This is a genomic window from Pseudomonas maumuensis (assembly GCF_019139675.1).
GTDB lineage: Bacteria > Pseudomonadota > Gammaproteobacteria > Pseudomonadales > Pseudomonadaceae > Aquipseudomonas > Aquipseudomonas maumuensis.
In genome coordinates this window covers 411,062-436,274 of the sequence record NZ_CP077077.1, presented here as the reverse complement: position 1 = coordinate 436,274, position 25,213 = coordinate 411,062, and the positions used below count along the sequence as shown (strand labels likewise).

General features: G+C 64.5%; 22 protein-coding genes and 1 pseudogene. 10 read left to right on the top strand and 13 right to left on the bottom strand.

Annotation, left to right across the window (positions count from 1 at the left end; genetic code table 11):
- The first annotated feature begins 16 nt into the window (after positions 1-16).
- From pqqC to KSS90_RS02025, 4 genes are read left to right on the top strand one after another with little or no spacing between them, the layout of a single operon-like run.
- A complete protein-coding gene (pqqC, locus tag KSS90_RS02040) occupies positions 17-754 on the top strand; it encodes a pyrroloquinoline-quinone synthase PqqC (protein ID WP_217869718.1) in 738 nt (245 codons plus the stop codon).
- A complete protein-coding gene (pqqD, locus tag KSS90_RS02035; RefSeq protein ID WP_046857401.1) occupies positions 751-1,026 on the top strand; it encodes a pyrroloquinoline quinone biosynthesis peptide chaperone PqqD in 276 nt (91 codons plus the stop codon). The genes pqqC and pqqD overlap by 4 nt, the downstream gene beginning before the upstream one ends.
- Positions 998-2,146, top strand: coding sequence for a pyrroloquinoline quinone biosynthesis protein PqqE (gene pqqE, locus KSS90_RS02030; RefSeq protein ID WP_217868047.1), 1,149 nt, complete (start codon positions 998-1,000; stop codon positions 2,144-2,146). Before pqqD ends, pqqE begins: the two co-directional genes overlap by 29 nt.
- Entirely contained in the window at positions 2,127-3,938 is a 1,812-nt protein-coding gene (locus KSS90_RS02025; protein WP_217868046.1) for a S9 family peptidase, read from the top strand. The genes pqqE and KSS90_RS02025 overlap by 20 nt, the downstream gene beginning before the upstream one ends.
- A gap of 31 nt (positions 3,939-3,969) precedes the next feature.
- Here KSS90_RS02025 and KSS90_RS02020 read toward each other — a convergent pair whose 3' ends face one another.
- Entirely contained in the window at positions 3,970-4,128 is a 159-nt protein-coding gene (locus tag KSS90_RS02020) for a YqaE/Pmp3 family membrane protein (protein ID WP_009681539.1), read from the bottom strand.
- A gap of 157 nt (positions 4,129-4,285) precedes the next feature.
- A complete protein-coding gene (locus KSS90_RS02015; protein WP_217868045.1) occupies positions 4,286-5,563 on the bottom strand; it encodes an aspartate aminotransferase family protein in 1,278 nt (425 codons plus the stop codon).
- 208 nt (positions 5,564-5,771) lie between these two features.
- On the opposite strand from KSS90_RS02015, the gene KSS90_RS02010 reads away from it, so the two are divergent.
- Positions 5,772-6,695, top strand: coding sequence for a LysR family transcriptional regulator (locus tag KSS90_RS02010; RefSeq protein WP_217868044.1), 924 nt, complete (start codon positions 5,772-5,774; stop codon positions 6,693-6,695).
- 386 nt (positions 6,696-7,081) lie between these two features.
- On the opposite strand, the gene KSS90_RS02005 is transcribed toward KSS90_RS02010, so the two are convergent.
- The 9 genes from KSS90_RS02005 to bioB form a co-directional block, all read right to left on the bottom strand.
- Positions 7,082-8,860 carry an acyl-CoA dehydrogenase C-terminal domain-containing protein gene (locus tag KSS90_RS02005; RefSeq protein WP_217868043.1) on the bottom strand — a complete coding sequence of 593 codons (1,779 nt, stop codon included), beginning with the start codon at positions 8,858-8,860 and terminating at the stop codon, positions 7,082-7,084.
- A gap of 130 nt (positions 8,861-8,990) precedes the next feature.
- Entirely contained in the window at positions 8,991-10,277 is a 1,287-nt protein-coding gene (locus tag KSS90_RS02000; RefSeq protein ID WP_217868042.1) for a GGDEF domain-containing protein, read from the bottom strand.
- A gap of 246 nt (positions 10,278-10,523) precedes the next feature.
- On the bottom strand, positions 10,524-12,329 hold the full coding sequence (locus KSS90_RS01995; protein ID WP_217868041.1) for a phenylacyl-CoA dehydrogenase: 1,806 nt from the start codon (positions 12,327-12,329) through the stop codon (positions 10,524-10,526).
- A 250-nt stretch (positions 12,330-12,579) separates the two neighbouring features.
- On the bottom strand, positions 12,580-12,876 hold the full coding sequence (locus KSS90_RS01990) for a pyrroloquinoline quinone biosynthesis protein PqqE (protein ID WP_217868040.1): 297 nt from the start codon (positions 12,874-12,876) through the stop codon (positions 12,580-12,582).
- 109 nt (positions 12,877-12,985) lie between these two features.
- Positions 12,986-13,666, bottom strand: a complete 681-nt coding sequence (gene bioD / locus KSS90_RS01985) for a dethiobiotin synthase (RefSeq protein ID WP_217868039.1) — start codon at positions 13,664-13,666, stop codon at positions 12,986-12,988.
- 1 nt (position 13,667) lies between these two features.
- Complete coding sequence (gene bioC / locus KSS90_RS01980) at positions 13,668-14,492, bottom strand: malonyl-ACP O-methyltransferase BioC (RefSeq protein ID WP_217868038.1); 825 nt, start codon at positions 14,490-14,492, stop codon at positions 13,668-13,670.
- Positions 14,485-15,216 carry an alpha/beta fold hydrolase gene (locus tag KSS90_RS01975; protein ID WP_217868037.1) on the bottom strand — a complete coding sequence of 244 codons (732 nt, stop codon included), beginning with the start codon at positions 15,214-15,216 and terminating at the stop codon, positions 14,485-14,487. The genes bioC and KSS90_RS01975 overlap by 8 nt, the downstream gene beginning before the upstream one ends.
- Entirely contained in the window at positions 15,209-16,381 is a 1,173-nt protein-coding gene (gene bioF, locus KSS90_RS01970; RefSeq protein ID WP_217868036.1) for an 8-amino-7-oxononanoate synthase, read from the bottom strand. The genes KSS90_RS01975 and bioF overlap by 8 nt, the downstream gene beginning before the upstream one ends.
- A 2-nt stretch (positions 16,382-16,383) precedes the next feature.
- On the bottom strand, positions 16,384-17,442 hold the full coding sequence (gene bioB / locus KSS90_RS01965; protein WP_046857413.1) for a biotin synthase BioB: 1,059 nt from the start codon (positions 17,440-17,442) through the stop codon (positions 16,384-16,386).
- 89 nt (positions 17,443-17,531) lie between these two features.
- Here bioB and KSS90_RS01960 point away from each other — a divergent pair, with 89 nt between their 5' ends.
- The 4 genes from KSS90_RS01960 (at position 17,532) to rarD (ending at position 21,096) form a co-directional block, all read left to right on the top strand.
- Positions 17,532-18,269, top strand: a complete 738-nt coding sequence (locus KSS90_RS01960) for a ComF family protein (RefSeq protein ID WP_217868035.1) — start codon at positions 17,532-17,534, stop codon at positions 18,267-18,269.
- A gap of 57 nt (positions 18,270-18,326) precedes the next feature.
- Positions 18,327-19,091 carry a TOBE domain-containing protein gene (locus KSS90_RS01955; protein ID WP_217868034.1) on the top strand — a complete coding sequence of 255 codons (765 nt, stop codon included), beginning with the start codon at positions 18,327-18,329 and terminating at the stop codon, positions 19,089-19,091.
- Between the two features lie 78 nt (positions 19,092-19,169).
- The gene (locus tag KSS90_RS01950; RefSeq protein ID WP_217868033.1) at positions 19,170-20,144 is read left to right on the top strand and encodes a serine/threonine protein kinase; all 975 of its coding nucleotides are present in this window, start codon (positions 19,170-19,172) and stop codon (positions 20,142-20,144) included.
- A 64-nt stretch (positions 20,145-20,208) separates the two neighbouring features.
- Positions 20,209-21,096, top strand: coding sequence for an EamA family transporter RarD (gene rarD / locus KSS90_RS01945; RefSeq protein ID WP_046857417.1), 888 nt, complete (start codon positions 20,209-20,211; stop codon positions 21,094-21,096).
- A gap of 260 nt (positions 21,097-21,356) precedes the next feature.
- Here the strand turns inward: rarD and KSS90_RS01940 are convergent, their stop codons facing one another.
- Positions 21,357-21,875 (bottom strand): glycine cleavage system transcriptional repressor, encoded by a 519-nt coding sequence (locus KSS90_RS01940; RefSeq protein WP_046857418.1) that lies wholly within the window; start codon positions 21,873-21,875, stop codon positions 21,357-21,359.
- Between the two features lie 461 nt (positions 21,876-22,336).
- Between KSS90_RS01940 and KSS90_RS01935 the strand changes: the two genes are divergently transcribed.
- Entirely contained in the window at positions 22,337-24,514 is a 2,178-nt protein-coding gene (locus KSS90_RS01935; RefSeq protein WP_217868032.1) for a malate synthase G, read from the top strand.
- Positions 24,515-24,630: 116 nt separating this feature from the next.
- Here the strand turns inward: KSS90_RS01935 and KSS90_RS01930 are convergent.
- Positions 24,631-25,081 (bottom strand): annotated as a pseudogene (locus KSS90_RS01930) (response regulator).
- Between the last annotated feature and the right edge of the window lie 132 nt (positions 25,082-25,213).

Genomic DNA, 25,213 nt, shown 5'->3' with positions numbered 1-25,213 from the left:
GAGCGACGCAACGCCGATGTCCCCTGCCGAGTTCGAGCAGGCCCTGCGCGCCAAGGGCGCCTATTACCACATCCATCACCCCTACCACGTGGCGATGTATGAAGGCCGCGCCAGTCGCGAGCAGATCCAGGGCTGGGTGGCCAACCGCTTCTACTACCAGGTCAACATCCCGATGAAGGATGCGGCGATCCTGGCCAACTGCCCGGACCGCGAAATCCGCCGCGAGTGGATCCAGCGCCTGCTCGACCACGATGGCGCACCCGGAGAGGACGGCGGCATCGAGGCCTGGTTGCGCCTCGGTCAGGCCGTGGGCCTGGACCCCGAGCAGCTGCGCAGCCAGGAGCTGGTGCTGCCCGGCGTGCGCTTCGCCGTCGACGCCTACGTCAACTTCGCCCGCCGCGCCAGCTGGCAGGAGGCCGCCAGCAGCTCGCTGACCGAACTGTTCGCCCCGCAGATCCACCAATCGCGCCTGGACAGCTGGCCGCAGCACTATCCGTGGATCGACCCGGCCGGCTACGAATACTTCCGTACCCGCCTGGGCCAGGCCCGGCGTGATGTGGAACACGGCCTGGCGATCACCCTGCAGCACTACACCACCCGCGAAGGGCAGGAGCGCATGCTGGAGATCCTGCAGTTCAAGCTGGATATCCTGTGGAGCATGCTCGACGCCATGAGCATGGCCTATGAACTGAACCGCCCGCCGTACCACAGCGTCACCGCCGAGCGGGTCTGGCACAAGGGGATCGCCCTATGAGTTTCGACCGTCAACAAGTGCCCGCCTGGCGCCCCGGCTATCGTTTCCAGTACGAGCCCGCGCAAAAGGGCCATGTGCTGCTGTACCCCGAGGGGATGATCAAGCTCAACGACAGCGCCGGCCTGATCGGCGGGCTGATCGATGGCCAGCGCAGCGTCGCCGCGATCATCGGCGAGCTGCAACAGCAGTTCCCCGGTGTGCCCGAAGTCGCCGACGACATCGAGCAATTCATGGAGGTGGCTCGTGCCGAACACTGGATCACCCTCGCCTGAGGTGCCGGTCGGCCTGCCGTTGTGGCTGCTGGCCGAACTCACCTACCGCTGCCCACTGCAGTGCCCGTACTGCTCGAACCCGCTGGATTTCGCCGAGCAGGGCAAGGAGCTGAGCACCGAGCAGTGGTTCAAGGTGATGGCCGAAGCCCGCGAGATGGGCGCCGCACAGATCGGTTTTTCCGGCGGCGAACCGCTGGTGCGCCAGGACCTCGCCGAGCTGATCGGCGAAGCCAGGCGCCTGGGCTACTACACCAACCTGATCACCTCCGGCATCGGCCTGACCGAGCAGAAGATCGCCGCGTTCAAGCAGGCCGGGCTGGACCATATCCAGATCAGCTTCCAGGCCAGCGACGAGCAGGTGAACAACCTGCTGGCCGGCTCGAAGAAGGCCTTCGCGCAGAAGCTGGAGATGGCCCGGGCGGTGAAGGCCCACGGCTACCCGATGGTGCTCAATTTCGTCACCCATCGGCACAACATCGACCGGATCGACCGCATCATCGAGCTGTGCATCGCCCTTGAGGCCGACTTCGTGGAGCTGGCCACCTGCCAGTTCTACGGTTGGGCGCACCTCAACCGCCTTGGCCTGCTGCCGACCCGCGCCCAGCTGGAACGGGCCGAGCGCATCACCAATGAGTACCGCGCCAAGCTCAAGGCCGAAGGCAGCCCGTGCAAGCTGATCTTCGTTACCCCCGACTACTACGAAGAGCGCCCCAAGGCCTGCATGAATGGCTGGGGTAGCCTGTTCCTGACCATCACCCCGGACGGCACCGCTTTGCCCTGCCATGGCGCGCGCCAGCTGCCGGTGCAGTTCCCCAATGTGCGCGACCATGACCTGCGCCACATCTGGTACGACTCGTTCGGCTTCAACCGCTTCCGCGGCTATGACTGGATGCCCGAGCCGTGCCGCTCGTGCGACGAGAAGGAAAAGGACTTCGGTGGCTGCCGCTGCCAAGCCTTCATGCTCACCGGCGATGCCAGCAAGGCCGACCCGGTGTGCGCCAAGTCACCGGACCACGGCATCATCCTCAAGGCCCGCGAGGAAGCCGAGCACGCCACGCTGGAGATTGAACAGATGACCTTCCGCAACGAGCGCAACTCCCATGTTATTGCCCGCGGCTGAGTTCAGCGCCACCCAGGCGGTGGCCGCCGGGACCGATTTCGCCGAACTGAAGGTCGGCGAGCACGGTGTGTTCTGGAACGAGTTCCGGCCCGCCGATGGCGCCTGCCGCATCTGGCACTGGCGCGACCACCAGGCTCGCTGCCTGACCCCGGACGGGTTCAGTGTGCGTAGCCGGGTCTACGAGTACGGTGGTGGCAGTTTCTGCCTCGCTGGCGACGGGCTGGTGTTCATCAACGAAAAGGACCAGCAGGTCTATTCCCAGGACCTCGACGGCAGTCCACCGTGCCCGCTTACCCATGCCGACGACTGCCGCTACGGCGATGTGCAGTGGCATGCGGGCCAGGTTCTGGCCGTCGAGGAGCACCACGCAGAACAGGTCGAGCATCGCCTGGTCGGCCTCACGGCGGATCATCGCGAAGTCCTGGCCGAAGGTGCCGGCTTCTACGCCGCGCCAACGCTGAGCCACGACGGGCGCCGCCTGGCCTGGATCGAGTGGGACCGCCCGGCGCAACCCTGGACCGTTACCCGGCTGATGTCCCGGGAACGTGAACCTTCTGGCGAATGGGGCGCGGCACACTGCATCGCAGCGCAGGACGAATCGTTGCAACAGCCCCGCTTCGATGAACAAGGCCGCTTGTACTGCCTCTCCGACCGCGACGGTTTCTGGCAGCCTTGGGGCGAAGTCGACGGACACTGGCAACGCCTGCCCGCCGCATCCGCAGACCATGCCGCCGCCCCCTGGCAACTGGGCGCCAGCACCTGGCTGGCCCTTGGCCCCGCCAGCTATCTGGCCAGCTGGTTCGAAGACGGTTTCGGGCAACTCGGGCTGCGCCGTGCCAATGGCGAGGTGGAGCGTTATGCCAGTGGGTATACGCGCTTGCGCAGCCTGGCGCTGGATGACGGGCAGCTCTATGCCGTAGCCGCCTCGCCGATCAGTCCACCGGCCGTGATCGCCATCGACCGGAGTAGCCATGAAGTCCGGGTGTTGGCAGGTGGCGCCGAGGTGCTGCCCGCCAGGGACATCAGCCTCCCGCAACCGATCAGCTATGCCAGTGGCGAAGGCACGGCCCATGGGTTCTTTTACCCGGCCATGAAAGGTACGAGCGGGTCATCGCCACTGGTGGTGTTCATTCACGGCGGCCCGACCTCGGCCTGCTACCCGGTGCTCGACCCGCGCATCCAGTACTGGACCCAGCGTGGCTTTGCCGTCGCCGACCTCAACTACCGGGGCAGCACCGGCTATGGCCGCGCCTACCGCGAGGCGCTGCACCTGCGTTGGGGCGAATGCGACGTGGAGGATGCCTGCGCCGCAGTCAGGCATCTTGCCGACCGGGGCCTGATCGACCCTGGCCAGGCGTTCATCCGCGGTGGCAGCGCCGGGGGCTACACCACCCTGTGCGCCTTGGCCTTCCAGGATGTGTTCCGTGGCGGCGCCAGCCTGTACGGCGTCAGCGACCCCGAGGCGCTGGGCCGGGCCACCCACAAGTTCGAAGGCGACTACCTGGACTGGCTGATCGGCGACCCGCAGCGCGATGCAGAGCGGTATCGCCAGCGCACACCACTGCTGCACGCCGGGCGAATCAAGGTACCGGTGATTTTCTTCCAGGGTGAGCTGGATGCGGTGGTGGTACCGGAGCAGACACGCAGCATGCTTGAAGCCCTCAAGGCCAATGGTATCGAGGCTGAGGGGCATTTCTACGCGGACGAGCGGCATGGCTTGCGCCAGGCGGCGAACCTGGCGCATGCGCTCGAGGAAGAGTGGAAGTTCTACTGCCGGTTGCTAGGCCGGTAACTCACCTGGGGCTACTGCGTAGCCCCAGCCTTCAGCGCTTGGCGATGATGTACACCGCATGCACGATCCCAGGGATGTAACCCAGCAAGGTCAGCAGGATATTCAGCCAGAATGCGCCACCGAACCCTACCTGGAGGAACACGCCCAGCGGCGGCAGGATGATGGCGATGATGATGCGGATGAAGTCCATGTGCTGCGCTCCTTGAGGGTGTATCAACACAGACTAGCCGTGCCTCGCGGAGGTTCCACCGGGCAAAAAAAACGCCCCGGGCCATGTATTTCAGGCCAGGGGCGATGCGCAGGAACGCCAGACGGTTCGTTGAAATTCTGTTCGCCAGTGCAACCGATCAGGCCGGCACTTCGCGACGATTGTGCTGCTGTGCATGCAGCCGGGTGAACGCCCGGGCCAAGCGCAAAAGCATCTCGTCTATGTTGCCCTTGCTCACGCTCAGCGCCGGCGAGAAGCGCACCACGTCGGCCTGCGGCGCATTGAGCAACAAGCCCTCCTGCAGCGCGGCCTCGACCAGTTGCGCCGCACTGTCTTCACGCAGTTGCAGCCCCCAGAGCAACCCCTGGCCACGTACCTCGCCCTGGCCGTAGCGACCCGCCAGGCGACTCAGGCCATCGCGCAGGTGCCGACCGCTGTCCCTCACCTGTTCGAGAAAGCCCGCCTCGAGCACGGTCTGTAACACCGCCAGCCCGGCAGCACTCATCAGCGCATTGCCATGGTGACTGCCTTCCAGCTCGCCCGGCTCGGCGCAGCAGGCGCGGCCACGGGCCAGCAGCGCCGCCAGGGGCACGCCACCGCCGAGGCCCTTGCCGAGGGTGATGATGTCGGCCCGCACGCCGTAGGATTCTTCTGCCAACAACGCGCCGCAACGTCCTACACCGGTCTGAACCTCATCGAGAATCAGCAGAATGCCCAACTCGCGGCACAAGCGCTCGACGCCCTGGAGGTAGTCACGGGTGGCCGGGATCACCCCGGCTTCGCCCTGGATCGGCTCGAGCATGATCGCCACGGTGCGCGAGTCGACCGCTGCGTGCAGCGCCGCCAGGTCGTTGAACGGCACCTTGCTGAAGCCCGGCAAACCGGGCTCGCAGCGATTGCACGGCAATGGGTCGGAGGCCGACAAGGTCCCCAACGTGCGGCCATGGCAGCCCTGGCTGGCAGTGATGATGTGATAGGCACCGTTGCGGTGTAGCTGGCCCCATTTGCGCGCCAGCTTGATCGCGCCCTCGCAGGCCTCGGCACCGCTGTTGAGCAGATAGGCCTGATCACTGCCGGTACTGCGGCACAACAGGTCCACCAGGCTCAGCAGCCCACGACTGTGGTACCCCACGCCGGGGTTGATCAGGGCCTGGGCCTGGTTGTTCAGGGCCTTGACCAATACGCTGGGGCTGTGTCCCAGGCTGTTGACCGCGCAACCCTGGGTGAAATCGAGGTAGGCATGCCCCTCGTCGTCCCATAACCACGATCCCTGGCCACGCACGAACACCTGCGGCGCACGTTCGATGCTGGGCATCAGCCGCTCGCGGGAGCGCTGCGCGGTGGCCGGTGCGATCACCGGGGCACGCTCGGGCTCGGTGACGGCAGGTGCCGAGCGGCGCAGGTTGAACAGGTTCATCGGGGCTCCGGCCAATCACGGGTGGGCGGTCAAGGTTCCGGTCTGGCGCCGGAATCGGATATTTTGTCTTGCCTATCAAAAGTGTTTTTCATCCGGGGTAACAATCGCCTTTATGAACGCTGTAACCCGTTGGAATACGGCGATAGACTAGGCTTCTGGCCGGTCCGCGGCCATTTCGTTTTTTCAGCTTTTTCGATAAGCATTACTTATGGATTTTCGCCAACTGCGTTACTTCGTCGCGGTCTACGAGGAAGGCCATGTGGGCCGTGCCGCCGAGCGTTTGTCACTGTCGCAGCCGGCACTGTCGCAGCAGATCCGCCAACTCGAACGCAGTCTCGACCTGAGCCTGTTCGAACGCAGCAACAAGCGCCTGCTGCCAACGCTCGCCGCCCACACCCTGTACAACCACGCCGTGCCCCTGCTCGATGGTCTGCAACGGGCCCACGAGGCCATGGGCAACTTCAAGGGCCAGTCGCTGCGCACGCTGGCCATCGGCGTGTTGCAAACCGTGCGGCCGGGCCTGGTACCGCAGCTCCTGGAACGGGTGCGCAACGCCCAGCCGCATCTGGTCGTGCAGCTCTATGAACTGTCGGGATCTGAGATCGAACGGCGCCTGCTCAACGGCAGCCTGGACATCGGCATCAGCTATCTACCACCGCGCCAGCCGGGGCTGCACGGCATATTGCTGTACGAAGACGAATTGCAGTTGGTCATTCCCAGCACCCACCCCCTGAAAGACTTCAAGAAAGTCTCGATTCGTCAGGCGGCTGACCTGCCCATGCTGATGCTGGGGGAAGAGTTCCAGATCCGCCAGATCTGGAAGGCGCAGCTGGCCAGCCAGGGCCGCAGACCGCAGGTGCAAGCGGAAATGAACAATATGGCGGGGATTCTCGACAGCCTGGCGCACACGGCGCTGGCGACCATCCTCCCAGGACGGGCCAAGGATGCCGCGCAGGATGATCAGCAACTGCTGTGGAAGCCCCTGAGCGAGCCGCGGGTGCCGCTCAAGGTAGGCCTGGTGTTCCGCGATGCGCAACGCCAACAGGCTGCGGTCGAGCTGCTGCGTAGCTTGCTGGAGGAAGAAGCCGACCCACGCCAGCTGGGTGTTTCGCCACTGGACGTGCTGGGCTGAAACACGCGCACAAAGAAAACCCCGCCTAAGCGGGGTTTTCCAGACTGTTTCCCTTCGACATCCCTATCACCCCGCCATCCTGGCAGGAAATCCTTCTTGTCCCTGTTCTAACTTTTCGCGCTTCCTGCGCAACTTCCATGTAAGGCGTCCTGCTCTGTCCATTGCGCGTCCTGCGCTACGTCCATGTAAGAAAGAGTAACCGTGGATCCAATCTTAGGAAAGAGGCGAAACGTCACCACGTCGTGTAAGCCAACGCTTACACAAAAGGCTCATTCATAAACACATGCCGTCGACAAAACAAAAGGCCGCCTCCGCAGCCGGAAATGCATCCGTTGCGGAGGCGGCCTCATGCCGCAAAAGGGCTGCCAGGCAGCCCGACGGAGGGGTCAGAACTGCGCTGCGTCCAGCAGGTACAGCGACTCGCTACCGGCCTTCACCGACGCTACCAGCGAATGAACCCGCGGCAGCAGGCGCGCGAAGTAGAACCGTGCAGTCCCCAGCTTGGCACCATAGAAGTCGGCATCGCCCTCGCCCGCCTTGGCCACACGCGCCATCAGTGCCCACATGTAGGCGTAGGCGACATAGCCGAACGCGTGCAGGTACTCGACCGAGGCCGCGCCGATTTCGTTGGGGTTGCCCTTGGCCTGATCCAGCACCCAGGCGGTCAGCTCGTCGAGCTGGTCAAGGGATGCCGCCAGCGGCTTGGTGAACTCACTCAGCTCGCCGCCGGCGGTGGCGATGAACTGGCGGATCTCGTCGGCGAACAGCTTGTAGTAGGCGCCACCGCTGGCCACTACCTTGCGGCCGACCAGATCCAGTGCCTGGATACCGTTGGTGCCTTCGTAGATCTGGGTGATGCGCACATCGCGTACCAGCTGCTCCTGGCCCCATTCGCGGATGTAGCCATGGCCACCGAAGACCTGCTGGCCATGCACGGTGCATTCCAGGCCCAGGTCGGTGAGGAAGGCCTTGGCCACCGGGGTCAGCAGCGCCACCAGCTCCTCGCTGCGCTTGCGGGTCGCAGCATCCTCGCTGTACTTGGCGGTGTCGAGTTGCAGCGCCACGTAGGTGGAAAACGCCCGACCGCCTTCGATCAACGCCTTCATGGTCAGCAGCATGCGCCGCACATCCGGGTGGACGATGATCGGATCCGCCGCCTTGTCCTTGGCCTGCGGGCCGGTCGGAGCGCGGCTCTGCAGACGGTCGCGGGCGTACTCCACGGCGTTCTGGTAGGAGCGTTCGGCCGAGGCCAGCCCCTGGATACCAACACCCAGGCGCTCGTAGTTCATCATGGTGAACATGGCCGCCAGGCCCTTGTTCGGCTCACCGACGATATAGCCAACCGCCTCGTCGAAGTTCATAACGCAGGTGGCCGAGGCCTGGATACCCATCTTGTGCTCGATCGAGCCGCAGCTGGCCGGGTTGCGCGCACCCAGGCTGCCGTCTTCGTTGACCAGGAACTTGGGTACCAGGAACAGAGAGATGCCTTTCGGACCCGCCGGGGCGTCCGGCAGCTTGGCCAATACAAGGTGAATGATGTTCTCGGTGAGGTCGTGCTCGCCGCCGGTGATGAAGATCTTGGTACCGCTGACCTTGTAGCTACCATCGGCCTGGGGCTCGGCCTTGGTACGGATAATGCCCAGGTCGGTGCCGGCGTGGGGTTCGGTCAGGCACATCGAGCCTGCCCAGACGCCGGCATACATGTTCGGCAGATACTTTTCCTTCAGCGCTTCACTGGCGTGGGCGTTGATCGACAGGCAGGCACCGGCGGTGAGCATCGGATACAGGCCGAAGGACAGGCTAGAAGCGTTGACCATTTCCTCGACCTGAGCGGAGACCGCCTTGGGCATGCCCATGCCACCGAATTGCGGGTCACCGCCCACGCCGACCCAACCGCCTTCGGCGAAGGTCCTGTAGGCCTCGATAAAGCCTGCCGGAGTGCGCACGGCACCATTGTCCCAGTGGCAGCCCTCCTCGTCGGCGGCGCGACTCAGCGGTGCGATGGTCTTGCCAGTGACCTTGCCGGCCTCCTCGAGCACGGCCATCGCCGTGTCGGCATCGACCGCCTCGGCAAGGCCCGGCAGTTGCGACCAGAGCGTGGCCACGTCGAAGACTTCATTGAGGACGAAGCGCATATCGCGCAGGGGCGCTTTATATTCAGCCATGACAACCTCTCGCTATCGGGGTCGGGGCGGCCCGAGGGGGCCGCGGCACTGGGATGACCGCAGTGTAACCGAACAACTTTTACGAGACATAGGGTCATCATGCGACCGAATAGTCCGGCATAGTCACGCGCTAACTTGCCATACGCACGGCCCCGCGCCGCGACTGCTGGCCGAAGGTCATGACGCAGTTACGCCCCGCACCCTTGGCGCTGTACAACGCTTGGTCGGCGGACTTGAGCACTTCGTCGGGGTTGCGGTGCTCGACCTGGCGCTCGGCGACGCCGATGCTGATGGTTACCGAAACCGTGGTATTGACCCCGCCCCCACGGCGCTGGCGACCGGTAGAGTCATCCTGCGGCCGACTGTTCTGGTCGCGCAGCTGGATTGCATAGTTGGCGATCATCTCGCGCACTGCCTCCAGGTGCGGCAGGCATTCTTCGGCAGTCTTGCCGGCGAACACCAGCGCGAACTCCTCTCCACCGTAACGGTAGGCGCGACCGCCTCCGGTCACCTTGGACAAGCGGCTGGCGACCAGGCGCAACACCTGGTCGCCGACATCGTGGCCGTGGGTGTCGTTGAATTTCTTGAAATGGTCGACGTCGGTCATGGCGATGACGTAGTTGCGCCCCAGACGCTGCATTCGCTCGTTCAGGGCACGCCGCCCCGGCAGGCCGGTCAGTTCATCACGGAAGGCCATCTGGTAGGCCTCATGAGACACCGCGGCGGCGATCATCAACATCACCTGACTGCACATGATGTTCAGGGTGAACGGCAGGATGAAGGTCTTGGGCAGCATCCAGAAGATGCCGATCAGGCCAATGATTTGCGCGGCATGCAACGGCCTGGGCTCACGCAAGTACTGCACCACCAGCAGGATGAACACCGCCAGAAACAGCGGATAGGCCAACTGGATGAGGCTCATCCACTGGCCGTGCAGCGAGGGCCAGCGGATCTCGGCCAACCAGCCCAGCAGCGCCTCGGGGAAACTTTGCTCCAACGCCACCGCCACGCTGCTCACGGCGAACAGCACGGCGAACCGGGCAAGCAGGTCCTGGGCCAGGTGCGTGCGTTCCTGCCAGGCGCCGTACAGGCCGAACAGCGCTGGCAACAACAGGCAGACCAGGTGAAAAATCACCGCGGCATCCTCACGGACCCGGCCATTGTCGCGGTAGAAATCGGTCTGGGTGTCGAGCAGGAAATAGGCGATGTACACCGTGACCATCAGGAACAGTTCGCGCTGGCGGCGATACACCGCGCAGTAGGCGCCGCCCAGCAACAGAACCAAGGTGGGTAGGACATTGAACAGCGATGTGAAGAAGACGCTGAGGTCTCTCACATAGGCTGCAGCGAGCCCCGCCAGCAGAAGAAACAGCGATGGCAGGAAGTGGCTCGTACGTACAGCGGATAGACGAAACAAGGGTAATCTCCGACCCGGCAGATCAATAATGGCATTGTGCCCCTACTTCATCGGCAGCGCACATGAATAGATGAATAAACGGAAGGTTTAACGGCAAGGACCGGCGCCAGCTTGAGACTTTCTCGTAACTGGATGCGACATGTGCAGGCGCGGCCGTGTCCCACGACCGGCTGTTCGAGCCCAAATCACAGGCGAAAAAAAGCCGCCTGCCGGTAAAGGCAGGCGGCTCGATACAGCCATCCAGGTTTAGATGGAAAGACCGAAGTCTTCTTCCTTCATCGCCATCAGGTTGTCGGCGCCGGACAGGATCGCCGCGACGTGGGTACGGGTACGCGGCAGGATGCGCTGGAAGTAGAAACGCGCGGTCTGCAGCTTGGCGGTGTAGAACGCCTCTTCGCTGGTGCCGGCGGCCAGTTTCTCGGCTGCCAGGCGGGCGATGTCGGCCCAGAAGTAGGCCAGGCACGCATAGCCGGAGTACATCAGGTAGTCCACCGATGCGGCACCCACTTCCTCGCGGTCCTTCATCGCGGCCATGCCGATCTTCATGGTCAGCTCGCCCCATTCCTTGTTGATCGCGGCCAGCGGCTCGACGAACTCCTTGGTGGCGGCGTTGCCTTCCTGGGATTGGCAGAACTTGTGGACGATCTTGGTGAAGCCCTTGAGCGCCTCGCCCTGGGTCATCAGCACTTTACGGCCGAGCAGATCGAGGGCCTGGATCCCGGTGGTGCCTTCGTACAGCATAGAGATGCGGCTGTCGCGCACGTTCTGCTCCATGCCCCATTCGGCGATGAAGCCGTGGCCGCCGTAGATCTGCACACCGTGGTTGGCAGACTCGAAACCGACCTCGGTCATGAACGCCTTGGCGATCGGGGTCAGGAAGGCCAGCAGCGCGTCGGCCTTCTTGCGCTCTTCCTCGTCCTGGCTGTACTTGACGATGTCCACCTGCTTGGCGGTGAAGTACACCATCGCGCGGTTGCCTTCGGCGAACGCCTTCATGGTCAGCAGCATGCGGCGCACGTCCGGGTGGACGATGATCGGGTCGGCGGCTTTTTCCGGTGCTTTAGGGCCGGTCAGCGAGCGCATCTGCAGGCGATCGCGGGCATATTTCAGGCCGCCCTGGAACGCTACTTCGGCGTGGGCCAGGCCTTGCAGCGCGGTGCCAAGGCGAGCGGTGTTCATGAAGGTGAACATGCAGTTCAGGCCTTTGTTGGCCGGGCCGATCAGGTAGCCGGTGGCGCTGTCGAAGTTCATCACGCAGGTGGCGTTGCCATGGATGCCCATCTTGTGCTCGAGCGAGCCGCAGCTCACGCCGTTGCGCTCACCCGCGCCGCCTTCGGCGTTGGGCAGGAATTTCGGCACGATGAACAGCGAGATACCCTTGGTGCCAGCCGGGGCGTCGGGCAGGCGGGCCAGGACGATGTGGACGATGTTATCGGCCATGTCGTGCTCACCGGCCGAGATGAAGATCTTGGTGCCGGACACTTTGTAACTGCCATCGGCCTGAGGTTCGGCCTTGGTGCGCAGCATGCCCAAGTCGGTGCCGCAGTGCGGTTCGGTCAGGCACATGGTGCCGGTCCATTCGCCGGACACCAGTTTGGTCAGGTAGGTTTCCTGCTGCTCGGGGGTACCGTGCTCGGAGATGGTGTTCATCGCGCCATGGGACAGGCCGGGGTACATGCCCCACGACCAGTTCGACTCACCGACCATTTCGCTCAGGGCCAGGCCCAGCGATTCGGGCAGGCCCTGGCCGCCGTGCTCGGCGTCGTGGGCGAGGCTCGGCCAGCCGCCTTCGACGAACTGCTGATAGGCTTCCTTGAAGCCGGTCGGGGTCTTCACGCCCGATTCGCTCCAGGTGCAGCCTTCCAGGTCGCCGACGCGGTTCAGCGGGGCCAGTACCTCTTCACAGAACTTCGCGCCTTCCTGCAGGATCGCGTCGACCATGTCGGGCGTGGCGTCCTGGCAGCCCGGCAGGCTCTGATAATGCGCCTCATAGCCGAGCAGTTCGTCGCGGACGAAGCGGATATCACGCAAGGGGGCTTTGTAATCAGGCATTGCGATGAACCTCTGTGATGAGTTCGGTAGGGAGACCGCGGGTACCGACCAGCTCTTGGCGGCTTTCGGTCAAACAGTTGTTTGAAACTTACGTTTAGGAGGCCTCGCTGTCAAGGAGGGCTAACAATGGCATTTATGCCGCCGAATATGACTTTTCAGCCAATCACCCTCAAACGCATCGCGGGGCAAGCCCGCTCCCACGAGTGGAAGCGGGCTTGCCCCGCGAAGTAAGCGAATGTGATTCAGCGGATCAGACGTAGGTGTCGATAAACCGACCGAGCATTTCATCGGAAGCCTTGGCGACTTTGGCTCCCAGTTCGACTTCGTGCTTGCCCAGGGCCAGTTGCACGGTGCTGGTGGCCAAGTCCATCTGCTGGCTGCGGTCAACGCCGCGCAGCCGCTCGGCCTGATAGTCTGTGGACTGTCCGCTGGCACCGCGCTCGACGGCACCGCTGGCGATCTGCTGGGCGGCCTGGTCGACGCGGTTCTGCCCGTTCTGGATGGCACCCAGCCCCGCGTAGAAAGCGGAACTTGCATTGATTTCCATGTCAGGACTCCATGACGCTGGATGATGAACAGGCCTTATTAAAGCAGCAGACCGGGAAAAAGGCCCGTTTAAATCCCTAATAGCCTAGTGCCAGCTGATAGGCAAAGGCCTAATCCAGCAAGTCCAGATGCAAATGCTCGGCCACCGCGTCCGCGCCAGCCTGCTTCAACCAGGGCACCCGCCCCAAGCATGGCGCTGGCAGGCGCTCGGCCAGGCTGGACAGGTTCTCTTCCAAGCGCGATGTACGCGGATCGACGATGTTCGCCACCCATCCCGCCAGTTGCAGGCCGTCCCGGGCGATGGCCTCGGCACTGAGCAAGGCGTGGTTGATGCACCCCAGGCGTACCCCCACCACCAGGATCACCGGTAGCCTCAAGGCGATGGCCAAATCCGACAAGTTGGCATGGTCGGACAGCGGCACCCGCCAGCCACCGGCGCCTTCGATCAAGGTGAAGTCGGCGTGATGCGCCAGCACCTGCTGCATCGCATCGCGCAGCGCCGGCACGCTCAGCGCCACCCCGGCCTCGCGGGCCGCCACATGCGGGGCGATGGCCGGTTCGAAGGCAAAGGGGTTGACCGCTTCATAGGGCAGTTTGACCGAGCTTTCGTCGATCAGCGCCAGCGAGTCGCTGTTGCGCAGCCCCTTTGTCGTCACCACGCACCCGGACGCCACCGGCTTGGCCGCCAGAGTGCTCAACCCCAGTTGCCGCGCCGCATGCAGCAACCCCGCGGCGATGGTGGTCTTGCCGACATCGGTGTCCGTGCCGGCAATGAAATAGGCCTGGCTCATGTCACTGCTCCCCAACCGACGGCTTGCGCAAGACGCCGTAGACCACCTGGTAGGTGGCCGGCAGACCTTGCGCCTGGCGGTACTGTTCGTAGGCCTGCAACAGTCCCTGCATCCGCGCGCGCCCGGTGAGCCCCGACGGACGCCCCGGGTTGAGGTTGTGCGCACCCAGTGCCTTGAGCTCGTGGGTCAGGCTGCGCACGTCGGGGTAGTGCAGTACATGGGGACGCCGCTCCAGGTCGATCAGCTCCAGGCCGCTGTCCCCGCATAGACGCTGGTAATCCTCGAAACGCCGGAAGCGATTGACGTGCACCATACCATCGACGGCTTGCCAGCTGGCACGCAACTCATCAAGGGTGCCCACGCACAAGCTGCTGAATGCCAGCACCCCGCCTGAACGCAGCACCCGCCGAGCCTCACCCAGCACGCTGGCGAACTGGCCGCACCACTGAACCGCCAGGCTGCTGAACAGCAGGTCGACACTGCCATCGCGCAACGGCAGACGCTCGGCGTCACCCGCCACATGGTGCCGGGCGCCGCCGTGCTCACGGGCATGGCGCAACATGCCCTCGGCGATGTCCAGCGCAACACCGTCGGCATCGCTGAAGCACTCGGCCAGGACCCGGCTGAAATGGCCGGTGCCACTGCCCATGTCCAGCCAGCGCGCAGGGGCGAAACCTGCGGGCAGTTTCTCCAGCAGCGCCATGCCTACGGCGCGCTGCAGGGCCGCGACACTGTCGTAGCTGGCGGCGGCGCGCGAGAACGAAGCCGCCACCTGGCGCTTGTCCGGCAGGGCACCAGGCAAGCTGGGCTGGGAAAGATCAGTCATCGCCACTCTCATGCAGGAAACTCTTGATGCCCGCCGCCAGCTCCTGCGGGTACTCCAGCAGGAAGGCGTGGGAACTGTCTTCGACCAAGCCGACTTCCACGTCGGGCAACAGGTCGCTCAGGGCCTTGGCAGCCTCCACCGGCACCAGCGCGTCACTGCCGGCGAACAGGTGCAGCTGCGGGCCGCCGTATTGCTCCAGGGCAGCGCGTGTATCAAGGCTGGCCAGCACCTCCAGCCCGGTGGCCAGGTACAGCGGATCGGTGTCGGGCACGCCGACGCCCAGTTGGCGCAGCAAGGTGCGCGGTTGCTGCGCACCTTCGCTGCACAAGGTACGGAAACGCTTGAGGGTCACCTGGGTATGGCTGCGGCAGCCATCGAGGAAGGTACCGAAGGTATCCGGCGCCATCCCGTGCGGCCAATCCGGCCGAGCGACGAAACTGGGGTTGCTGGCCAGGGTGAGCAAGCCGCAGCAATGATCGCCGCGCTTGTACGCCAGGGCGCTGGCGAGCATGCCACCCAGCGACCAGCCGCCCAGCCACACGTCGTTGGGCAGCTTGCGGTCGAGGTAGTCGACCCAGGCCTGCGGGTCGCTGTCGGCCAAGTCCGGCAACGGGATCAATTCGACCTGCAGGCGCGGGTCCTGGGCACGCAGGCTGGCGGCCAGCGGTTCCAGTGAGGCGGTGCCCAGCCCCCAGCCGGGCAGAAGGATCATTCGGTTACGCATCGGCGGACTCCAGCTGTGGATAACACTCGGCCAATGCATTCAACAATAGCTGCACCTGCGCCTCACTGTGGGCGGCGCTCAGGGTCACCCGCAGACGGGCACTGCCGGCGGGCACGGTGGGTGGACGAATCGCCGTGACCAACAAACCGCGCTCGCGCAGCAAGCGGGACAATGCCAGCGCCCGCCCCGCATCGCCGATAAGGATCGGCTGGATTGCGGTGTGGCTGTCCATCAGGGTCAGTCCGATCTCTTCGGCGCCCGTGCGGAACTGCCGGACCAGCGCGGCCAGGTGCTCACGCCGCCAGCGCTCCCGGCCCAGCAGCTCCAGCGCCTTGAGCGTGGCGCACGCCAACGCCGGCGGCTGGCTGGTGGTGTAGATGTAGGGCCGAGCGAACTGGACGAGTGCCTCGATCAGGTCCTCGCTGCCGGCAACAAAGGCGCCGGCGGTGCCACAGGCCTTGCCCAGCGTGCCGATCAGCACCGGCACGTCATCGACACCCAGGCCGAAATGCTCGACCAGGCCGCCGCCGTTGGCGCCCAAGGTACCAAAGCCATGGGCATCGTCGACCATCAGCCAAGCGTCGCGGCTGCGGGCGGCCTTGGCCAGGGCCGGCAGGTCGGCGCAATCGCCATCCATGCTGAACACGCCATCGGTGACCACCAGGGTATTGCCGGTGGCTTTCTCCAGGCGACTGCTCAGGCTGGCCGGGTCGTTGTGCAGATAGCGGCTGAAGCGGGCGCCACTGAGCAGCCCGCCGTCGAGCAGGGAAGCGTGGTTGAGGCGGTCCTGCAAGACTGTGTCGCCCTGCCCCAGCAGCGCGGTGATGGCCCCGAGGTTGGCCATGTAGCCAGTGGAGAACAGCAACGCGCGAGGGCGCCCGGTCAACTCGGCCAGCGCTTCTTCAACGGCATGGTGCGGCGTGCTGTGGCCGATCACCAGGTGCGAGGCGCCACCGCCGACACCCCAGCGCTCGGCGCCATCGCGCCAGGCCTTGATCACCTCGGGGTGATTGGCCAGGCCCAGGTAGTCATTGCTGCAGAAGGCCAGCAGCGGCTGCCCATCGACCACCACCTGCGGCCCTTGCGGGCTTTCCAGCAGCGGCCGCTGGCGATAGAGGTCCGCGGCACGCCGTTCGGCCAGCCGCGCGGCGAGATCGAAGGCCATGCTCAGGCCGAGGCTGCGTCGTAGAACAGCTCGCTGCTGCGCTGCTCGACCAGCGCCTGCTCGATGGCGGCCTGGTGCACTTCGTCGGCGTGCTCTTCGCGGGCTTCAGGCTGGATACCCAGGCGGGCGAACAGCTGCATGTCCTTGTCGGCCTGCGGGTTGGCCGTGGTCAGCAGCTTCTCGCCGTAGAAGATCGAGTTGGCTCCGGCCATGAACGCCAGTGCCTGCATCTGCTCGTTCATCTGCTCACGGCCGGCCGACAGGCGCACGTGGGACTTGGGCATGAGGATCCGGGCAACGGCGAGCATGCGGATGAAGTCGAACGGATCGACGTCTTCCTCGTCGGCCAGCGGCGTGCCGGCAACCTTGACCAGCATGTTGATCGGCACCGACTCCGGGTGCTCGGGCAGGTTGGCCAGCTGGATCAACAGGCCTGCGCGGTCGTCCAGCGACTCGCCCATGCCAAGGATGCCGCCGGAACAGATCTTCATGCCGGCGTCACGCACGTAGGCCAGGGTCTGCAGGCGTTCGCTGTAGGTACGGGTGGTGATGATGCTGCCGTAGAACTCCGGCGAGGTGTCGAGGTTGTGGTTGTAGTAGTCCAGGCCGGCCTGGGCCAGGGCCTGGGTCTGCTCCTGGTCGAGCTTGCCGAGGGTCATGCAGGTTTCCAGGCCCATGGCCTTGACCCCTTTGACCATCTCCAGCACGTAGGGCATGTCCTTGGCCGAGGGATGCTTCCACGCCGCGCCCATGCAGAAGCGGGTCGAACCGATGGCCTTGGCCCGGGCGGCCTCCTCCAGCACCTTCTGCACTTCCATCAGCTTCTGTTTTTCCAGCCCGGTGTTGTAGTGGCCGGACTGCGGACAATATTTGCAATCTTCCGGGCAGGCGCCGGTCTTGATCGACAGCAGCGTGGAGACCTGCACACGGTTGGGGTCGAAATGCGCGCGGTGCATGGTCTGGGCCTGGAACAGCAGGTCATTGAACGGCTGCTGGAACAGTGCCTTGACCTCGGCCAGGGACCAGTCGTGACGGGTTGTTGCAATTGCGCTGGCGCTCATCGGCGTTTCCTTATCTATGGTCTGACTGACGCCGGGACAGGGAAACCCACCAGCGCATCACGGATAGCTCGCATAGTCACGGAAGGCCTATGAACTGTCAACCAATCAAGAAGATGCTGGTTTACATCTGTACAAATATCGATCAATTCTGTTTGCTTTGCGACGAGCCCGCAGGGCAGCCCTATCCCCTGTGCCTCGCCTGCGAGCAGGCGCTGCCCTGGCTTCAAGAGCAATGCCGCCGTTGCGCGCTGCCCCTGGCCTTGGACGACCTTCTCTGTGGCAACTGCAGCCGCCACCCACCGGCATTCAAACGGGTGATCGCGCCTTGGCATTACGGCTTTCCCGTCGACACCCTGATAAGCCGCTTCAAGCACAACAGCCAGTGGCCCCTGGGGCGGTTGCTGGCCCAATTGCTCGGCCAGAGCCTGAGCCAGCACTATCACGAAGGCTTGCCACGGCCTGACCGCTTGTTGCCCGTTCCCCTGGCCGGACGACGACTGCGCCAGCGCGGCTTCAACCAGGCGGCGATGCTCGCCCGCTGGCTCGCCAGACAATTGCGCCTGCTCTGCGACGAGCACTTGCTGCAGCGGGCGCGCGATACACCGGCGCAACAGTCGCTCGGTGCCAAGGCCCGGCAACGCAACCTGCGCCAAGCCTTCGCCCTCACCCCGGGCAGTGAACTGGAGGGCCTGCACCTGGCGCTGGTCGACGACGTGCTGACCACCGGGGCGACCGCGCAGACCATCGCCCGGTTGCTGCGCCAGGCCGGTGCCCGGCGGGTGGATATCTACTGCCTGGCGCGCACACCGCGCCCGGGCCAGGCTTGACTTGCCCCGGTGACGGCGGCAACGTCGCGGGACCTACACCACGCCTGATGCCCGCCCATGTCCCTGCCCGCCTTGCTCGCCCAGCACATCGCCCGCCGCCCACAGCGCATTGCCCTGCTGCAACATGTCGCCGAGCAGGGGTCCATCACCCGTGCCGCCAAGGCCGCGGGGATCAGCTACAAAGCCGCCTGGGATGCCATCGACGAACTCAACAACCTGGCCGCGCAGCCCCTGGTGGAACGCAGCACCGGGGGCCGGGGTGGCGGTGGCGCCCGGCTGTCCGCCGAGGGCGAACGGGTACTGCGCCTGTACCAGCGCCTGCAGGCATTGCAGGCAGAGATCCTGGAATCCGCCGAGGACAGCAACGACCTCGCGTTGCTCGGTCGGCTGATGCTGCGCACCAGTGCGCGCAACCAGTTGCAAGGGCGGATCAGCGGGCTGCGCCGCGAAGGCCGGCATGACCGTATCAGCCTGGATCTGGGCGGCAGCCTGGAGATCGAGGCCTTGATCACCCGGGGCAGTACCGAGCGGCTGGAGCTGGCACTGGGTGGCACGGTGGTGGCGCTGTTGAAGGCAGGATGGGTGCGGCTGCTGGGGCCGGGCGAGCTGGCGGAGCAAGGCAGCAATTGCCTGGAGGCCAAGGTCGAGGAGCTTGTCGGTGAACAGGACGGTGCAGTCGAGGTGCGCCTGGCACTAGGTAACGGGCAGACTTTGTGCGCTTTCGCCGAGGCTGACTGGCTGGCGCAGTATCAAGTCGGGCCGCAGAGCATGATGCGGGTGCAGTTCCATCCGTCGTTCGTGTTGCTGGGGGTGCCGGTCTAACCGGCTACGACAAGGGCGGGGCGTGCCATGTGATTGGGGTAACATGCAGCCACGCTGTCCCCGCGCCTGGAGCCTTTCATGTCCCACCCCTTCGACACCCTCACCCCCGACCTCGTGCTGGACGCCGTGGAAAGCCTGGCCTTTCTCAGCGATGCGCGGGTGCTGGCGCTCAACAGCTACGAAAACCGTGTCTATCAGGTGGGCATCGAGGGGGAACAACCGCTGATCGCCAAGTTCTACCGCCCCGGGCGCTGGAGCGATGCGGCAATCCTCGAAGAACACGCCTTCACCGCCGAGCTGGCGGAGTGCGAAGTGCCCGTGGTGGCGCCGCTGTTGCACGAGGGCCGCTCCCTGTTCGAGCACCAGGGGTTTCGCTTTGCCCTGTTCCCGCGCCGTGGCGGCCATGCTCCGGAGCCGGGCAACCTCGACCAGCTGTACCGCCTGGGTCAGTTGCTCGGACGCTTGCATGCCGTGGCGGCCATCCGGCCATTCGAACACCGTGAACAGCTGGCTGTGGACAACTTTGGCCATGCCTCGCTCAACACCCTGCTGGACGGCGGCTTCGTTCCTCGCGAACTGCTGCCGGCCTTCGAATCCGTGGCTCGCGACCTCCTCAAGCGGGTCGAGGATATCTACGCCCGCACCCCGCACCAGCTGATCCGCCTGCACGGCGACCTGCACCCTGGCAACCTGATGCACCGCGACGATATCTACCATGTGGTCGACCTCGACGACTGCCGCATGGGCCCCGCGGTGCAGGACCTGTGGATGATGCTTGCCGGCAGCCGTGAGGAGCGCCTCGGCCAGCTCGCCGAGCTGATTGACGGCTACAACGAGTTCCACGACTTCGACCCGCGTGAACTGGCCCTGATCGAGCCGCTGCGCGCCCTCCGCCAGTTGCACTACAGCGCTTGGCTGGCGCGGCGCTGGGATGACCCGGCATTCCCGCGCAGCTTCCCGTGGTTCGGCCAGCCGCGCTACTGGGGTGACCAGATCCTGGCCCTGCGTGAACAGATGGCCGCGCTCGATGAACAACCGCTGAAATTGTTCTAGGTCTGCGCCGCGCTCTGTCTACAATAGGCGTCGCTTTATTTAGTTACCTAAGCAAGGATTCTGCATGCACGCCGCAAACCCGCGTCGCGGGTACATTCTGGGCCTTGGCGCCTACATCATCTGGGGCCTGTTCCCCCTGTACTTCAAAGCGATCCAGAGCGTCCCGGCGGTGGAGATCATCGTCCATCGGGTGCTTTGGTCGGCGCTGTTCGGCTCTCTCCTGCTGCTGGTATGGAAGCACCCCGGCTGGTGGCGCGAACTGCGTGACAATCCCAGGCGCCTGGCCATCCTGGCCCTGAGCGGCACGTTGATCGCCGGCAACTGGCTGACCTACGTATGGGCGGTAAACAACGGGCGCATGCTCGAAGCCAGCCTGGGCTACTACATCAACCCGCTGATCAACGTACTACTGGGCATGTTGTTGCTCGGTGAGCGCCTGCGCCGCCTGCAATGGCTGGCAGTGGGCCTGGCGGCCCTGGGCGTGGCGCAACAGGTCTGGCAGGTCGGCAGCCTGCCCTGGGTATCGTTGGCGCTGGCCCTGTCGTTCGGCTTCTACGGGCTCATCCGCAAGCAGGCACCAGTCGCGGCGCTGCCCGGCCTGGTGGTCGAGACCTGGATGCTGGTACCACTGGCGATCGGCTGGCTGCTGCTGCACCCGACGGCCAACAGCGCCAGCCTCGCGTTTTTCAACAGCAGCGAGGCCCTGTGGCTGATCGCCGCCGGCCCGGTCACCCTGATACCTCTGGTGTGCTTCAACGCCGCCGCGCGCCACCTGCCGTACACCACCCTGGGCTTCCTGCAGTACCTGGCGCCGACCTTGGTGCTGCTGCAGGCGGTGTGGCTGTTCGATGAGCACCTGACCTCCAGCAACCTGCTGGCGTTCGCGTGCATCTGGGCGGGGCTGGCGGTGTACAGCGTCGATGCCTGGCTGAGTTTGCGCAAGCGCGCCTGATCAATTAATGATCAAACAGCTGCAGACCACGAAATGCGTGGTCTGCAGCAAGGTCTCCAGAGGTTATCCACACCCTCGTCCCCGTGGTTTGTGCACAAGCTACTGATAACTGAGTGTTTTTTGCTCAATGCCGGCTAACCGGCGTGGCTATTGGGCTGTAGCGGTACGCCCCCAGGTTATCCACAGGGGCGTCCCCGTTAAATCGGGATAACCGTGGGAGCGGCGGTTCGCCGTTGCGACTTGCCCCGCGATTGCCTGCATCAATCCTCCGGCCGCAACCGCAACTCCACCATCAGATCATCCGCCAGGCTCTCCAACCTTGCCTGCAAATCATCCAGCGACAAGGTCAACGGCAGCGCCAGCAGCGCATCGGCCTGGAACAATGGCTCGCTGCTCATCGGCGCCGGGCGCACCTCGGTGCTCAGACGCTCCACGTTCACACCAAGCTCTGCCAGCAGGCGAGTAATGTCACGCACGATGCCGGGCCTGTCGTTGCCCACCAGTTCCATCGCGATCGGTTTCCAGGTGCAGGACGGCTCGATGCCACTTTCGGCGATCAATACACGAATGCCGTGGTCGCCCAGCTTCTGCAGCGACTCGACCAGTTCGGCGTAGTTCTCCGCCGGCACCGCCACCCGCAGGATCCCGGCGAACTGCCCGGCCATGCGTGACATGCGGCTTTCCAGCCAGTTGCCATTGTGATCGGCGATGCACTGGGCGATACGTTCGACCTGCCCCGCCTTGTCAGGGGCGATCACGGTCAGTACAAGATGGTCCACGGGGCCACTCCTTCATTCGTCTGCAAGCGCCGCCGCAGATGGGGGCGATACGGGGATCGAATCAGTATAGGCAAGGCGCGGCAACCTGCCGCAGGACAGTCACAGCAACGTATCGTGTACTGTTTCAAGATTTATCTGGAACAATCCCCCTGTTTTTTGCGAACATGTCGTCTCCCAGCGTGACCCCATGCGACCAATCGGTCGCAGAGCGACGCTTTTAGTCTGATGTTTACCTGCCTGCTGCTTCATGTAGTATGCATCGGCGCGGACTACAAAAACGTCGTTTCGATGTCTGCCAAGGCGCCTGTGAAAATACGCCAACCGCCCGCCGGCCCGTCTGGCGAGCCGCACCCAGCCGCCCCGGATCACGCGGGCATGCACTGGTGCCGTGTTTAGAGAAGCGCTACAGGCTTAATACAGAAGAGCGAAAGCGAAATAGCTGAGCAGAGGTGAGGCAAGCAATGACTGGATACGTTCAAGTCGGTGGCCTTCAGGTCGCCAAGGCCCTGTACGACTTCGTCAACGACGAAGCGATCCCTGGAACCGGCATCAAGGCCGATGCGTTCTGGGCCGGGGCGGCAGAGATCATTAAAGACCTCGCTCCGAAGAACAAAGCCCTGCTCGCCAAGCGCGACGAGCTGCAAGCCAGGATCGACGCCTGGCACCAGGCCCGCAAAGGCCAGGCCCACGACGCCGTGGCTTACAAGGCGTTCCTCGAGGAAATCGGCTACCTGCTGCCAGCCGTCGAGGACTTCCAGGCCACCACCCAGAACGTCGATGAAGAGATCGCGGTCATGGCCGGCCCGCAGCTGGTGGTGCCGGTGATGAACGCCCGCTTCGCCCTGAACGCCGCCAACGCCCGTTGGGGCTCGTTGTATGACGCGCTGTACGGCACCGATGCCATCAGCGATGAGGGCGGCGCCGAAAAAGGCCAGGGCTACAACAAAGTCCGTGGCGACAAGGTGATCGCTTTCGCCCGCGCCTTCCTCGACCAGGCCGCGCCACTGGCCGCCGGCTCCCATGTCGACTCCACCGCCTACCGCATCGAAGGCGGCAAGCTGGTAGTCGCGCTCAAGGGCGGCAGCAACAGCGGCCTGCGTGACGATGCCCAGCTGATCGGTTTCCACGGCGATGCCGCCGCGCCGACCGCCGTGCTGCTCAAGCACAACGGCCTGCACTTCGAGATCCAGGTCGACGCCAGCACCCCGGTCGGCAGCACCGACGCCGCCGGTCTGAAAGACATCCTGATGGAATCGGCACTGACCACCATCATGGACTGCGAAGACTCGGTCGCCGCCGTCGACGCCGACGACAAGGTCATCGTCTACCGCAACTGGCTGGGCCTGATGAAAGGCGACCTGGCCGAAAGCGTGAACAAAGGCGGCAAGACCTTCACCCGCACCATGAACCCGGACCGCGAATACGCCGCGCCCAATGGCGGCAGCGTGACCCTGCATGGCCGCTCGCTGCTGTTCGTGCGCAACGTCGGGCACCTGATGACCAACCCGGCGATCCTCGACGCCCAGGGCAACGAAATCCCCGAAGGCATCCAGGACGGCCTGTTCACCAACCTGATCGCCCTGCACAACCTCAACGGCAACACCAGCCGCAAGAACACCCGTACCGGCAGCGTCTATATCGTCAAGCCGAAGATGCATGGCCCGGAAGAAGTGGCGTTCGCCGCCGAGATCTTCAGCCGCGTCGAAGACCTGCTGGGCATGAAGCGCAACACCGTCAAGGTCGGCATCATGGACGAGGAGCGCCGTACCACGGTCAACCTCAAGGCCTGCATCAAGGCTGCGGCCGAGCGCGTGGTGTTCATCAACACCGGCTTCCTCGACCGCACCGGTGACGAGATCCACACCTCCATGGAGGCCGGCGCCGTGGTGCGCAAGGGCGCCATGAAGAACGAGAAGTGGATCGGCGCCTACGAAAACAACAACGTCGACGTCGGCCTGGCCACCGGCCTGCAGGGCCGTGCACAGATCGGCAAGGGCATGTGGGCCATGCCAGACCTGATGGCCGCCATGCTCGAGCAGAAGATCGCCCACCCGCTGGCCGGCGCCAACACCGCCTGGGTACCGTCGCCGACCGCCGCCACTCTGCACGCCCTGCACTATCACAAGGTCGATGTGCAGGCCCGTCAGCGCGAGCTGGCTTCGCGCACCCAAGCTTCGGTCGACGATATCCTCACCATCCCGCTGGCGGCCAACACCAACTGGTCGGCCGAAGAGATCCGCAACGAGCTGGACAACAACGCCCAGGGCATCCTCGGCTACGTGGTGCGCTGGATCGACCAGGGCGTGGGCTGTTCGAAAGTGCCGGACATCAACGATGTCGGCCTGATGGAAGACCGCGCCACCCTGCGCATTTCAGCCCAGCTGCTGGCCAACTGGCTGCGCCATGGCGTGGTCACCCAGGAGCAGGTGCTGGAAAGCCTCCAGCGCATGGCCGCGGTGGTGGACAAGCAGAACGCCGGTGACGCCCTGTACCGCCCGATGGCGCCGAACTTCGATGACAACATCGCGTTCCAGGCGGCGATCGAGCTGGTGATCGAGGGTGCCAAGCAACCGAACGGCTACACCGAGCCGGTCCTGCACCGTCGTCGCCGCGAGTTCAAGGCGCGCAACGGGTTGTAAGTCATCCAGGGGCCGCTTTGCGGCCCAATCGCCGGCAAGCCGGCTCCCACAGGTGAGCACTATCCTTGTGGGAGCCGGCTTGCCGGCGATTGGGCTGCGAAGCAGACCCTATACGATTAATCCATTCTCAGTTCTTTGCGCACCAGCTCCAGCAACTTGCCCAGGTCCACCGGCTTGAGCAAAAAGTCCACCACCCCCAGGTGCATCACGTCCACCGCCTCCTTCACATCGGTGTCGCCCGACACCACGATGATCGACAGCGCCGCCCGCTCGGTCTCGCGAACCTGGCGAATCAGCTCCAGGCCATCCTTGGGCTCCATGCGCAGGTCGGTGATCATCAGCGCGATCCGCGGTTCGTAATGCAGCTTCAACATCGCTTCCTGCGCACCGTCAGCCGTCATGCAGGCGATACCTCGGCTCTTCAGATACAAGCTCAGCGCCTCGCTGTTCACCGGGTTGTCGTCCACCACCAGCACCACGGGACGCGCCGCGACAGGCGCAGTCACCCCGGCCAATGCCTCGCGCTCGGCGTCACTCAGTATGTCGTCATGCTCGGCCATGGCCCATCTCGTCAAAAAATTCTCGTTCACAGCTTAGGACCGCGAAATCTACATAGCCCGGTTCGCCTTTCGTCGGGTCCTTGACAGCCCCGCTCTAGACTTACGTCCAATGGGCACCACAGTACGGCCAGCCGACCAT

Bases quoted from the DNA above. Each gene is read 5' to 3' on its own strand.
- KSS90_RS02015 (WP_217868045.1), bottom strand. From the start codon at position 5,563: ATGAACCTGTTCAACCTGCGCCGCTCGGCACCTGCCGTCACCGAGCCC.
- pqqD (WP_046857401.1), top strand. From the start codon at position 751: ATGAGTTTCGACCGTCAACAAGTGCCCGCCTGGCGCCCCGGCTATCGT.
- bioD (WP_217868039.1), bottom strand. From the start codon at position 13,666: ATGAGCCAGGCCTATTTCATTGCCGGCACGGACACCGATGTCGGCAAG.
- KSS90_RS01990 (WP_217868040.1), bottom strand. From the start codon at position 12,876: ATGGAAATCAATGCAAGTTCCGCTTTCTACGCGGGGCTGGGTGCCATC.
- KSS90_RS02025 (WP_217868046.1), top strand. From the start codon at position 2,127: ATGTTATTGCCCGCGGCTGAGTTCAGCGCCACCCAGGCGGTGGCCGCC.
- bioB (WP_046857413.1), bottom strand. From the start codon at position 17,442: ATGAGCGCCAGCGCAATTGCAACAACCCGTCACGACTGGTCCCTGGCC.
- bioC (WP_217868038.1), bottom strand. From the start codon at position 14,492: ATGACTGATCTTTCCCAGCCCAGCTTGCCTGGTGCCCTGCCGGACAAG.
- KSS90_RS01975 (WP_217868037.1), bottom strand. From the start codon at position 15,216: ATGCGTAACCGAATGATCCTTCTGCCCGGCTGGGGGCTGGGCACCGCC.
- KSS90_RS01960 (WP_217868035.1), top strand. From the start codon at position 17,532: ATGAACTGTCAACCAATCAAGAAGATGCTGGTTTACATCTGTACAAAT.
- KSS90_RS01995 (WP_217868041.1), bottom strand. From the start codon at position 12,329: ATGCCTGATTACAAAGCCCCCTTGCGTGATATCCGCTTCGTCCGCGAC.
- rarD (WP_046857417.1), top strand. From the start codon at position 20,209: ATGCACGCCGCAAACCCGCGTCGCGGGTACATTCTGGGCCTTGGCGCC.
- KSS90_RS02020 (WP_009681539.1), bottom strand. From the start codon at position 4,128: ATGGACTTCATCCGCATCATCATCGCCATCATCCTGCCGCCGCTGGGC.
- KSS90_RS01950 (WP_217868033.1), top strand. From the start codon at position 19,170: ATGTCCCACCCCTTCGACACCCTCACCCCCGACCTCGTGCTGGACGCC.
- KSS90_RS01955 (WP_217868034.1), top strand. From the start codon at position 18,327: ATGTCCCTGCCCGCCTTGCTCGCCCAGCACATCGCCCGCCGCCCACAG.
- KSS90_RS01935 (WP_217868032.1), top strand. From the start codon at position 22,337: ATGACTGGATACGTTCAAGTCGGTGGCCTTCAGGTCGCCAAGGCCCTG.
- bioF (WP_217868036.1), bottom strand. From the start codon at position 16,381: ATGGCCTTCGATCTCGCCGCGCGGCTGGCCGAACGGCGTGCCGCGGAC.
- pqqC (WP_217869718.1), top strand. From the start codon at position 17: ATGTCCCCTGCCGAGTTCGAGCAGGCCCTGCGCGCCAAGGGCGCCTAT.
- KSS90_RS02005 (WP_217868043.1), bottom strand. From the start codon at position 8,860: ATGGCTGAATATAAAGCGCCCCTGCGCGATATGCGCTTCGTCCTCAAT.
- KSS90_RS02010 (WP_217868044.1), top strand. From the start codon at position 5,772: ATGGATTTTCGCCAACTGCGTTACTTCGTCGCGGTCTACGAGGAAGGC.